Raw genomic sequence first — 12,452 nt, 5'->3', positions numbered from 1 at the left:
ACACCGAATATGGTATATTTAAAAACAGCATAAATCAATTATTAACCCGTAGCCATATTTCAGGACTAGACATTTGCGAAAACCACAACAACAAGACAATAATTTGAACGTTTAAAGTCTATGAAAAGACATCAATTTATATTTTTTTTTGTAATCATAGCATTAATTTCTTTGGGTTGTGACAAAGACGAAAATAATCTAGAAGAGCCTATAGAGGAAAGTTTCTTTTTTGAAGATGGATTTGAAACACAGAATGATTTGTTAGACGAATTGTTTCCTTCTAATGGCAATCGATGGTCAACTATTCAACAGACAAACCCAACAAACGCAACGAACGAAATTTCAATTTCCAATACTGAATTCAACGAGGGACAAAACTCACTTCAAGTTCTTGCTTATCAATCAGATTCTGACTTATCAAAAGTAGATATAGAAAAAAATGGACTAAACATAGTTTCAGGAAATAAGGTTACAATAAAAGCTGACTTTTATATAGTTGGTACTGAACCTATCGAAAATTTATTACTGCTTGATTTAGAATGTTGTTCTTGTTGGGACCCAACTGTTGGCGATAATTATGGTTCTGAAAACCAATGTCCAGGAGTAAGATTAATGATGTCTGGTGGAAATGATTATCTCTCAATTGAAAGAGGAAAAATATCGGGAACGACAATACAACAAACAGATTTTTCATTTCCAAGAAATCAATGGGTTACAGTTCAATGGGAAATGACTATGTCAGATAGTGAGAATGGACTTAATCGATTAATTATAAATGAAACAGAAGTCATCAACCAAACTGGAATGAATATGCCAAATGCACAGGTTTTTACAGATGTTTTTCTAAATCAAGGTATTGATTTTACTCTACAAGAACCTACTTTTTATGAACGAGTACAAATAGGAGCAACAGCAAATCCTACAGCGGGAAATATCGAACTATTTGTAGATGATTTTTCGATAAAAGTAGAATAAAAACGTGCTACAACAAAGTATATAATCCATTGCTAGTTCTAGCCTACTTACGAATATTCCTGCGGAATATTCTATTCGGTTTTTATTTGCTAAATTAGTTGCTTACACACGCAACGTATCATATACAAAACCGTTGTGCTTCATTATCAGAAACCGCTAACCAATGATAAAATTCTTTAGAAAAATTAGACAAAATTTGCTTTCGGAAGGAAAAACTGGAAAGTATTTGAAATATGCAGTCGGAGAAATTGTGTTAGTTGTGATTGGAATTTTAATTGCTTTGCAGATTAATAACTGGAATGAAAACCGAAAAAATAATATTGCTGAAGCTGATTATTACTGTAGAATTTTAGATGACTTTGAACTCAATGAAAAACTAATTGATGACACGACAGAACTGATAAACAACAAAATAGAGCTCTGTAAAGAATTGATATTAGATTTAAACAAAATACCAAATGAAAGAGATGAAATACTTAATAAATTTGTAATTGCTTTAAGACAAGACGTTTTTGTACCTAGCAATATCGCTTTTGAAGACATAACATCGTCAGGACAGTTAAAACTGTTGACAGATTTGAAACTTAAAAACAGACTCATTAAGCACAGTACATTTTTGAACAATATTTTAAATCTACTTCAAGAGAATAGGAATGAAATTCTTAAAAGAATGAGTGATTATGAATTAATAGTTGATTTTGGATATCAAGATATTAATTACCTTAATCAAGTACTCAGTAAAGAGCTGGTGGATTTATTACCAAAAAACGATTGGACAAATGAGCCAAACAATCCAATCTTCGTGAAGTTTCAAGATAATCTTGTAGTATTTATTGCTATGTTAATCAGACAGAAACAACATTTATCAAATTTGAAAAAGGAAATGCAAGAACCTATAGGATTATTAAAAGAAAAAGAATGTAAATAACGAAAGCACAACAAAGAACTGAGTTAAAAAACAAGTAACCTTAATTCTCTCTTTTGTTCTTTCTGCTTATTAATTAAATTTAGTGAATTACAAACTTAAGCCGTGTATAATTAATTGTTCAGTCTGTGTGTACTCGGAAAATCCTACGGATTTCCCTCTGGTTAGTTTTCTTTTACTAAATTAGTTCCTGCCAACACAACTAATCATATACAATACCGCTGGCATTCATTTGAACAACAATATGAAAGAACATTATTAACGAATGAAATATATTTTATTAATCAGTCTGCTTTTAGCAATGAGTTGCTCTTGTAAAAACAAGTCAGAAAAAATCTCGAAAACATCGGAGAATCAAGAAAATTTGATTGCAAATCTAGACACTATCTGGAGAGCTGAACAGGGACCGATTACATTAAGAGATTCACTTATGAAAATATATGGTACTGAATCGGAATTAGTTAAAGAACAACAAGCAATCTATGAGAAGAACCATATCATTAATGAAAGAAAAGTAAAGAATATTCTAGATAAATATGGATGGCCTACGAAAGAAATGGCAGGTGAACAAGGAAATTGGACGATATGCAATGTAATACAACATTCAGACAACACAGTTCGAATACAATATCTTCCAATGATGAGACAAGCTGTAAAAGAAAAAAAATTAGAGCCTCGATTTTTAGTTAGAGCAGAAGACAGAATAGCAACAGAAAGAGGAGATTTACAAATCTATGGTGGACAAATGAAATACTATCCAGAAACCAAGAGCTTTAACCTTTGGCCTGTTTTTGAACCAGAAAATATAGATAAAAGAAGAACTGAAATCGGACTTGATTCAATTGCTATATTTCTAAAGAATAGATTTGATTTTGAATGGAATCTGGAAGAGCAAATTAAGCGGACGGAAGAGTTTAAAAGTGAACGTATTAACCAAAAATAACGAAATGCCAACAGTAGCTATAAGTAATTGCTTGTTCTCGCCTACTTCTGAAAATCGTCTCGGATTTTCTATTCGGTTTTTATTTGCTAAATTACGTGCTTAACCACGCAACAAACCACATACAAACACGTTGGCATTCAAATTGACATACAGAATCCAAATGAAAAATGAGTAAAAAGAATAGTGTATTTATCGCAACAAGTTTGGACGGATATATTGCTGACAAAAATGGCGGAATTGATTGGTTATATACTATTCCGAACCCAGATAATAACGATATGGGGTACGTGGAATTCAATAACGGAATTGACGCACTTGTTATGGGACGAAAAACATTTGAAACCGTTCTTGGATTTGATGTTGAATGGCCATATGATAAGCCTGTCTTTGTGTTGAGTAATAAACTAAATGAAATACCTGAAAGTCATATAGGGAAAGCATTTTTGATTAAAGGGACTTTATCGGTAATTTTAAATCAAATCCGCAAAAAAGGATTTCACAAACTTTACATAGATGGAGGAACTACAATACGGAATTTTTTAAAAGAGGACTTAATTGATGAAATGGTACTTACAACAATACCCATTTTATTAGGTGGTGGTTCGTCGTTATTTACAGAACTGCCAAACGAACTAAATTTTGAACTTATTGAAACAAAAACATATCTAAATCAAATAACACAGAATCACTATAAGCGGAAAAAATAAAACACCTAATACAAGAATATATAACCGCTTTACCTTAATGCTAAACACTAATTTAAAAAACAAAATTAGAAATGAAAACTACAGTAAAACATAATGAACGTATAGCAAAAATGACATTTGCATCTGTTTATCCTCATTACGTTACAAAGGTAGAGAAGAAAGGGAGAACAAAACAGGAACTGCATCAAGTTATTGAATGGTTAACAGGTTTTGATGAATTGAGACTGCAAAAACTGATTAATGAAAAAGTTACATTTTATACATTCTTTCAAAATGCAAAACTAAATCAAAATGCCCAACTTATTAAAGGTGTAATATGTGGCTATCGAATAGAGGAAATTGAAAACACCTTAACTCAACAGGTAAGATATTTAGATAAATTAGTTGATGAATTAGCTAGGGGTCGTAAAATGGATAAAATACTACGGAACATATAATAACTGGTAAAGAATACTTTTAATTTACATTGGAAGAATTTTTATAAAATAGTACAGCAAAAAACCATAACAAAGCATAGCCTAGAGTACTATGAAAAATAAAAAACGTAAAAAATCCGAAATAGAATTTCGGATTTTTTAGTGCCTTAAATATCTTTAGTTATTTAATAGGTATAAATAATCTTTTAATCCATATCAAATCTAACTCCTACAGAAATATTATTTTGATTAATGGTTTGGTCTTTAAATATTGGAGACAAATCGTATTTTACATATAATGCAACTTGATCAAAAGCAATATAACCACTTAAACCATAAACTAAATTTGTGGTATTAAAAGATTTTTTTTGTTTGTCTTTTACTCGCTCGCCATCTATCTTATATTTTAGTTTTTGACGCGTACCAATATTTAAACCACCATAACCTCCTAAACCAATTTTGAATTGATTTTTGGTTGAATACCTAAAATATGTGTCTTTATCTACACGCTTTGATGGACCAAACTCAAAATGTAAAGGAAATACTAAATTAGTTATTGAGAGTTTAGATTTTTTTAAATCTTCAGGAAATACTTCCAATAGAGTTTGATCTCCTTGTTGAACAAAGTAATTATTATCCTTAGGCTTTAAGCCATTAATTTGTAATGAGTAACCATATTTTAATCTTAAAAAATTTGAGTTTTTAAACACCCTGGTTTTCCATGCCCAACCTATTTCAAAAAAGCGAGAGCCACCAAATTTATATGGTGAGTTATCTAAATTATCGTTTTCTATTATGGCATTATTTAAACCAAAGGCTAGTACAAAATCGCTTGTAGTTCGTTTATCATATTTAACATTTTTAGGCTTATCATCCTCTACGTCTCCTATAAAAATAAAACTTTCACTTGTATCTTCTCCTTTTCCTATTCTAATTATTCCTTGAACACTCTTTTCTTCTATGTAATTATATGCATCATCATTGCGTTCTAGAAGTGATATTTTATTATCGACAATTGCTATTCTATCTTCAATATTAAGCGCTCGTTTCTTTGCTACTTCTTTTTTTAATTCTTCTGCTTCTATGTTAGTAATTTCTCCATTTTCTAAACGTAGATTAATAACTTCTACTTCCTCCTTCAAAAAGGCTTTTTCTTGATTTTCAATGTCTTGTTTTTGTGTTTTTAATTCTTCTATTTTGTGCTTATTGTTTACATTATTTATGGTGTCTTGAGCATGAATAAATTGCATACTTAAAAATAAAATAAGTGGCACTAAGTACTTTGTAATTGTTTGCATAATTGTTCGTTTTTTCCCTGTTAGGGTGTTTATTAATGATTTGTAATTGATGACTTGATTGTATTTTATTAATATTATTCGTTACGTTGCACTACAGCTGTTTTAACAGAATTGAAGCTTGATTTTAAGGCCTCAAAAACCTTACTTCTAAATGTTTGATCTAACTCTTCTTCAACGTCTTGAAGTAAAGCATTAGCATCAACCAAGCCAGTAGTTTGATTATATAATCTATTGTGTTTTATTTCTTTTTGAGCCGCTTTTAATAATGCATCGATTTCTGCATTTGTAATTGTACTCTTTTTAGATTTCAAAGATTGTACTTGAGCTACTACCTCTTCTATTTTTTGCTCCTCGAAAGACAACGTTTTTTTAGGTGTTATAGGCAACGTAATTACCTGATTACTTTCTTCTTTTTTAGATGGTGCTTTAGGTTGTTTTAATACGTTAACTAACTGTTGTTCCCTTTTTGCTGGTATTAGTTTTTTTACTCTTGTTTGGGTTACAATTTGCTTTTCTACGTTTTTATTAACCTCATCTTTTCCTTCAAACTTATTTTCTTTTATGGTAGGCGTGTTTTTATGGTATTCTATTACTTCTGGAGTTTCTACAATTACTGGAGCATCACTAACTTTAGTTTCTTTATTTAAAAATTGAGAAACCATGAATAAAACACCTATTACACTTGCTGCTATACCAAGCCACCAATATGGTTTTTTATTGCTTTTAGCATCTTCATTATCTAAGCGGTCTGATAACTTGCTCCAAGCATTAGTTGATGGCTGTAACCTTCTTTCTTCAAGCTTATCTCTTATATCGTTTTCAAATTTAATTGGTGCCATAACTTATATTATTTACTTTTTTAATCTTTTCTTGAAGCATTTTTCGTGCTTTAAATAATTGTGATTTTGAGGTGCCTTGAGATATATTTAATAATTCGGCTATTTCATGATGCTTATACCCTTCTATGGCATACATTACAAATACCACTTTATATCCATTAGGTAACGAATCTATTAATTGTTGTATCTCGGCAACTTCAATATTTGTTTTTATGTTGTTAGAATAATCATTATTAAACTTTAAAGTTTCAGCCGGAAATTCTATGTTTTTTTGTTGCCTTAAAAACGAAATAGATTCTCTTACCATAATGCGTCTAATCCATCCTTCAAAACTTCCTTTGTTTTTAAAATGTTTTAAATTTGAAAACACTTTAAAAAACCCATTAAGCATAGCTTCTTCTGCTTGCTGAAGATCTTTTATATAATACTTACATACACTTAACATTTTTGGTGCATACGTTTCAAACAAAACATGTTGTGCTTCACGATTTTTCTTAATCGCGCTTTTAATTAAAACAGATTCGTTTTTATGTAGTTGTACAACTTTCAAAAATGGTTTCATTTCTTATACCAAATAAATTTTAATATAATGAGTTCTATTGATTCTTTTAAATTTCAGTACCACGATATTAAACATTACTTGATATGTTTCTACTTATATAGACGTGAAATTTTTACAAATGGTTGCCTGACACTTTGTTTTATTAATTAAATAAAAATTAAGATTATAACTTATGGTAATTGTAAAAATGACAATTTATTAATATTAAAATCATAGAATTAAAATTATTTTTAATAAAATTTAAACATCGTTGATTTATCTTTAATCATATCGTTAATTTATTAAGTTTCATATAAAATATTGCTATATTTATAAAAACGTTTATCTATGGCCAATAAGCATCTATTCTCTTCGTATGACCTACTTCCAAAGACTTGGGACGAAATGTATAACGATAGTTCTGTATTTAGAACTCAGTACGAAGAATTCATAAAATATTTAGAAAAAACATCTCCTGAAAAGTTAAGCAAAAAAGAAGATTTATCTAAACAATTGTTTATGAGTCAAGGTGTTACTTTTACTGTTTATAGTGACAATGAGGGTATTGAAAAAATATTTCCTTTTGATATTGTTCCTAGAATTATTACTTCTAAAGAATGGACCAAAATTGAAAGTGGTATAAAACAAAGACTAAAAGCTTTAAATTTATTTATTAAAGACATATATAATGAACAGTTTATTATAAAAGACGGCATTATCCCTGGTGAATTAATTTACTCTTGTCCAAACTTTTTACGCGAAATGAAAGGTGTAAAAGTACCTTATGATGTTTATGTGCATATTTCTGGTGTAGATTTAATTCGCAATAATGATGGTGAATTTTATGTACTTGAAGATAACTTAAGAACGCCTTCTGGAGTTAGTTATATGCTTGAAAACAGAGAAATATCTAAGCGTTTATTTCCTGGTATTTTACCTAAAAGCAATGTAAGATCGGTTTCAAATTACCCGAATATGTTGTACAAAAAACTCAAAGAGCTCTCAAACAAAACAAACCCAAATATAGTATTGCTAACACCAGGAATTTATAATTCGGCTTATTATGAACATACTACACTAGCCAGATTAATGGGTATTGAATTGGTTGAAGGAAGCGACTTGGTTGTTAAAAACCATTTTGTTTATATGAAAACAACTAATGGTTTAAAACAAGTAGATATTATTTATCGTAGAGTTGATGATGATTTTTTAGACCCACTTGAGTTTAATGCAAAAAGTGTTTTAGGTGTTGCTGGTATTATGGCAGCTTATAGAAAAGGACATGTAAACATTGTAAATGCTCCTGGTACTGGAATTGCTGATGATAAAGCAATTTATATTTACGTACCAGATATGATTAAGTATTATCTTGACGAAGAACCCATTTTAAAAAATATTGAAACCTACCAACTAGGAAGACCAGATGAACTGGAATATGTAACCAAAAACATTAAAGATATGGTTATTAAAAAAACCGATGGTAGTGGTGGCTATGGCATGTTAATGGGACACGAAGCTACTGATGAAGAAATAAAAGACTACCTAGAAACTGTCAAGAAAAAACCTGAAAACTTTATTGCTCAACCTATATTAAGACTCTCAACAGCACCTTGCTATATAGATGGTAAATTATCGCCACGATGTATCGATTTAAGACCATTTGCACTATCTGGAAGAGATGGTATAGATATATGTCCTGGAGGCCTAACTAGAGTGGCCTTAAAAAAAGGATCTTTAGTAGTAAACAGCTCCCAAGGTGGCGGAAGTAAAGACACTTGGGTTATTGAATAATTCTAAAAAAATAATTAATATATGTTAAGTAGAGTAGCAAATAATCTTATTTGGTTAGATAGGTACATGGAAAGAGGAAATGGTATTTTAAGTTTACTAAAAGTAAACTATTATGCAAACCAAGACTCTCCAGAGCTATTTTCATGGACACCAATAATGAAAACATTTACAACCTATGATAATGAATTTTATACTGAAGATGCCTTAGAGTGTATTGATTTTATGATTTTTAATACAGGCAATTCTAATTCTATTTTAAATATTGTTACTAAGGCTAGAGAAAATGCGCGGAGCGTTCAAGAACACATTTCAAGAGAGCTATGGTTGTGTATTAATAATTATTATCTGTATTTAACAAATAAAGATTTACCTAGAAAATTAGAGGAAGATCCTGTACAGTTTTTAGAAGATTTGAGAAAACATCATCTTATTTATTTTGGAACTGCAGACATCACACAAGAAAGAGGTCCTTCTTATTATTTTATGAATGTTGGTAAATTTTTAGAACGTGTTATACTTATTTCAGATTTTACATCTCTTAAGCTCGTTGATATAGGAAACACCTCTGATTCTTTAGAAAAGAGTTTTTATTGGAAAAATTTATTGTTATCTGTTGGTGGTTATCAATTATATTTAAAAACCCACAAGTCTACTTTTAACGAAGAACATGTTATTAGAATGGTTTTTCAAGACAAATTATTTCCTAGATCTGTTTACTATTGTATTAACAAACTTAGTGGTTATATTGATCAATTAATAGAAGCTAATGAGCTTGAAAAAAACAACATAGATTTTTTACTAGGAAAGCTAGAAAGTACTATAAAATATACTACCATCGATAATATTAACAACCAAGGGTTAGAACATTTTATTAGCGATATTAAAGAGGATATTAGAAATATATCTTTAAATATTAATGCTGTTTACTTTTCTCAAAACAATTGATTTATACTTTATCCTATGCCTACATTCTATATTAAACATATTACAAAATACAATTATAATAGCAACGTAATTGATGGTGCTACACTTATTCGATTACACCCTATTAATGATGATTATCAAAAAGTAACATCACATTTAATATCCGTTACTAACAACCCTTATATAGAAACATTTATTGATTTCTTTAATAACCGAGTTGGTACATTTATGGTTACAGAACCACATAAAGAATTAAATATAATATCCGAGATTGAAGTTACAACAACAGGTAGAATATTTCCTGATGATAGTGCAGATATAGCTTCGCAATGGAAAGAATTGAAACGTATACAAAACACTATTGATTATATAGATTTTACTAGACACAAACCATTTAGCGGTAGTGAAGAAATTAAGGCTATTATTTTAGATAAAATGCTTAAAACTAAATCGCCTTTTAAAGCAATACTTGAACTTTGTGAATATGTACATCATGAATTTGAGTATAAACCTGGAATAACTGATGTAAACACTCCTTTAGAAGAAACTTGGAAATTAAAAGCAGGTGTGTGTCAAGATTTTACTAATGTATTATTAAAAATGGTGAAAATGCTGGGGATTCCAGCGCGTTATGTTAGTGGTTATATTTGTCCTAATGATACTATTACCAGAGGAGGGGGTGCTACTCATGCTTGGGTTGAAGCTTATATTCCATTTTATGGTTGGTTAGGAATTGACCCTACTAACAATGCCATAGCAAACGAAAACCATGTAAGATTAGCAGTTGGCAGATATTATAGCGATTGCTCTCCTGTAAAAGGAGTTTATAAAGGTAATGTGGAAGCGGAAATGGAGGTAAGTGTTGAAGTTAAAACCTCAAAAAGCGAAATTATTGACACAATAGATACTTTTACAATAGCTTCTAAAACCAATAATAGTTATAAACGTAATTTAGAGTTGATACAAGAACAAGGTCAGCAACAACAGCAATAGCTATTTCTTTCTATCAATAACATAATTAACCATAAGTTCTAGCGAATTTTTATACTCAGATTCTGGATACGTTTTTAGTAATAATAGCGCTTCGTCTTGAAACGCTTTCATTTTAGTTATTGCATAATCCAATCCACCATTATTCTTTACAAATGCAATAACTTCTTTAACTCTTTTAGCATCCTTATTATGGTTTTTAATAGAATTAATAAGCCATTTTTTGTCTTTTTTTGATGCTTGATTTAACACATAAATTAAAGGCAAAGTCATTTTTTGCTCCTTAATATCAATACCAGTTGGTTTTCCTATTTGTGTATCACCATAATCAAACAAATCATCTTTTATTTGAAATGCCATACCTATTAACTCGCCAAACTTGCGCATAGTTTCCACATGTTCAGATTCTGGCTTTACAGAGGCTGCGCCTAAGCTACAACAGGCTGCAATTAGAGTTGCTGTTTTTTGACGAATAATTTCATAATAAATTGCCTCAGTAATATCTAATTTTCGTGCTTTTTCAATTTGAAGTAATTCACCTTCGCTCATTTCACGAACAGCAATCGAAATAATTTTAAGCAAATCAAAATCGTTATTATCAATTGATAATAATAACCCTTTTGATAGTAAAAAATCGCCAATTAAAACAGCTATTTTATTTTTCCATAGTGCATTTACAGAGAAAAAACCTCGTCTTCTATTACTATCATCAACCACATCATCATGTACCAAAGTTGCTGTATGAATCAATTCAATAACAGAAGCACCTCTATAAGTTCGCTCTCTTACTTCGCCATTAGAAACCATTTTAGCAACCAAAAACACAAACATAGGTCGCATTTGCTTGCCTTTTCGATTTACAATATAATGCGTAATTCTATTTAACAAAGCCACTTTGCTTGACATAGAAAGTTGGAACTTTTGTTCGAAAAGCTCCATTTCAAAGGCTATAGGTTGTTTTATTTGCTCTACTACTTTCAATCTAATGGTTTAAATATATCTTTTAGTATTATTCTTTAACTTTTGTTAGCTAATTGTCCGCATGCTGCATCAATATCTTTACCTCTACTGCGTCTTACAGTTACTGTAATATGATTACTTTCCAGTACTTTAACATACATATCAATAGCTTTGGATTGAGCCTGCTGAAAATCGCCATCATCAATGGGGTTGTACTCAATAATATTAACTTTACTTGGAGCAAACTTGCAAAACTCTACCAATGCGTCAACGTCTTTTCTTTTGTCGTTAATACCATCCCAAACAACATACTCATAGGTAATTCTGTTTTTAGTTTTGGCATACCAATATTGCAAAGCTTCCCTTAAATCATTAAGCGGAAAGGTTGCGTTAAACGGCATTATCGATGTTCTTACTTCATCTATTGCCGAGTGTAATGATACTGCTAATTTAAATTTAACATCATCATCGGCCATTTTTTTAATCATTTTTGGCACACCAGATGTAGATACTACAATACGTTTTGGCGACATGCCTAGTCCCTCTGGCGATGTTATTTTATCAATAGCTTTTATAACGTTATTATAATTCATGAGTGGCTCGCCCATACCCATAAATACAATATTACTTAATGGCCTGTTGTGGTACAATCTACTTTCGTTATCTATAGCAACTACTTGGTCGTAAATTTCGTCTGGGTTTAGATTTCGCATACGCTTTAAGCGTGCCGTTGCACAAAATTTACAATCTAAACTACAACCTACTTGGCTAGAAACACAAGCTGTTGTTCTTGTTTTTGTTGGAATTAAAACAGATTCTACAATTAAATCGTCATGAAGACGCACAGCATTTTTTATAGTACCATCTGAGCTTCGTTGCATTTGATCGACCTTAATATGATTGATTACAAAGTTGTCTTCAAGCATTTGGCGGGTTTCTTTTGAGACATTGGTCATGTCTTCAAAACTATAAGCTGATTTTTGCCATAACCATTCATAAACTTGGTTACCACGAAAGGCTTTATCGCCATGGTTTACAAAGAAGTCTCTTAATTGTTCTTTGGTTAATGCGCGTATGTCTTTTTTCTTGATTTCCATCTGAATGCAAAAATAAGCAAAGGTTTTTCTAATTATGAATTATGAA

The 12,452-nt window shown here is 30.5% G+C and carries 13 protein-coding genes; 8 read left to right on the top strand and 5 right to left on the bottom strand.

What is annotated here, in order from left to right:
- The first annotated feature begins 120 nt into the window (after positions 1-120).
- The 5 genes from Q0842_RS06580 (at position 121) to Q0842_RS06560 (ending at position 3,987) form a co-directional block, all read left to right on the top strand.
- Entirely contained in the window at positions 121-975 is an 855-nt protein-coding gene (locus Q0842_RS06580; RefSeq protein WP_298495783.1) for a hypothetical protein, read from the top strand.
- Positions 976-1,138: 163 nt separating this feature from the next.
- Complete coding sequence (locus tag Q0842_RS06575; RefSeq protein WP_298495780.1) at positions 1,139-1,903, top strand: DUF6090 family protein; 765 nt, start codon at positions 1,139-1,141, stop codon at positions 1,901-1,903.
- Positions 1,904-2,165: 262 nt separating this feature from the next.
- Positions 2,166-2,843: a DUF6624 domain-containing protein gene (locus tag Q0842_RS06570; RefSeq protein ID WP_298495778.1), complete on the top strand. Its 678-nt coding sequence runs from the start codon at positions 2,166-2,168 to the stop codon at positions 2,841-2,843.
- 167 nt (positions 2,844-3,010) lie between these two features.
- Complete coding sequence (locus Q0842_RS06565; protein ID WP_298495775.1) at positions 3,011-3,550, top strand: dihydrofolate reductase family protein; 540 nt, start codon at positions 3,011-3,013, stop codon at positions 3,548-3,550.
- Between the two features lie 71 nt (positions 3,551-3,621).
- Positions 3,622-3,987 carry a DUF2200 domain-containing protein gene (locus tag Q0842_RS06560; RefSeq protein ID WP_298495772.1) on the top strand — a complete coding sequence of 122 codons (366 nt, stop codon included), beginning with the start codon at positions 3,622-3,624 and terminating at the stop codon, positions 3,985-3,987.
- 185 nt (positions 3,988-4,172) lie between these two features.
- On the opposite strand, the gene Q0842_RS06555 is transcribed toward Q0842_RS06560, so the two are convergent.
- The 3 genes from Q0842_RS06555 to Q0842_RS06545 form a co-directional block, all read right to left on the bottom strand.
- Entirely contained in the window at positions 4,173-5,264 is a 1,092-nt protein-coding gene (locus Q0842_RS06555) for a hypothetical protein (protein WP_298495769.1), read from the bottom strand.
- A 74-nt stretch (positions 5,265-5,338) separates the two neighbouring features.
- Positions 5,339-6,103 carry a hypothetical protein gene (locus Q0842_RS06550; protein WP_298495766.1) on the bottom strand — a complete coding sequence of 255 codons (765 nt, stop codon included), beginning with the start codon at positions 6,101-6,103 and terminating at the stop codon, positions 5,339-5,341.
- Entirely contained in the window at positions 6,090-6,665 is a 576-nt protein-coding gene (locus tag Q0842_RS06545; protein ID WP_298495763.1) for an RNA polymerase sigma factor, read from the bottom strand. The genes Q0842_RS06550 and Q0842_RS06545 overlap by 14 nt, the downstream gene beginning before the upstream one ends.
- A gap of 327 nt (positions 6,666-6,992) precedes the next feature.
- Here Q0842_RS06545 and Q0842_RS06540 point away from each other — a divergent pair, with 327 nt between their 5' ends.
- From Q0842_RS06540 to Q0842_RS06530, 3 genes are read left to right on the top strand one after another with little or no spacing between them, the layout of a single operon-like run.
- Positions 6,993-8,435 (top strand): circularly permuted type 2 ATP-grasp protein, encoded by a 1,443-nt coding sequence (locus Q0842_RS06540; protein ID WP_298495761.1) that lies wholly within the window; start codon positions 6,993-6,995, stop codon positions 8,433-8,435.
- A gap of 21 nt (positions 8,436-8,456) precedes the next feature.
- Positions 8,457-9,380, top strand: coding sequence for an alpha-E domain-containing protein (locus Q0842_RS06535; protein ID WP_298495758.1), 924 nt, complete (start codon positions 8,457-8,459; stop codon positions 9,378-9,380).
- A gap of 15 nt (positions 9,381-9,395) precedes the next feature.
- Positions 9,396-10,352 carry a transglutaminase family protein gene (locus tag Q0842_RS06530; protein ID WP_298495756.1) on the top strand — a complete coding sequence of 319 codons (957 nt, stop codon included), beginning with the start codon at positions 9,396-9,398 and terminating at the stop codon, positions 10,350-10,352.
- Here the strand turns inward: Q0842_RS06530 and Q0842_RS06525 are convergent, their stop codons facing one another.
- Positions 10,353-11,330, bottom strand: coding sequence for a polyprenyl synthetase family protein (locus tag Q0842_RS06525; RefSeq protein WP_298495752.1), 978 nt, complete (start codon positions 11,328-11,330; stop codon positions 10,353-10,355). It lies immediately after the preceding gene.
- Positions 11,331-11,365: 35 nt separating this feature from the next.
- Entirely contained in the window at positions 11,366-12,406 is a 1,041-nt protein-coding gene (rlmN, locus tag Q0842_RS06520) for a 23S rRNA (adenine(2503)-C(2))-methyltransferase RlmN (RefSeq protein WP_298495750.1), read from the bottom strand.
- Between the last annotated feature and the right edge of the window lie 46 nt (positions 12,407-12,452).

The organism is uncultured Algibacter sp. (genome assembly GCF_947495675.1).
GTDB lineage: Bacteria > Bacteroidota > Bacteroidia > Flavobacteriales > Flavobacteriaceae > Algibacter_B.
The sequence above is the reverse complement of the archived record's forward strand: the minus strand, read 5'-3'. Positions and strand labels throughout refer to the sequence as shown.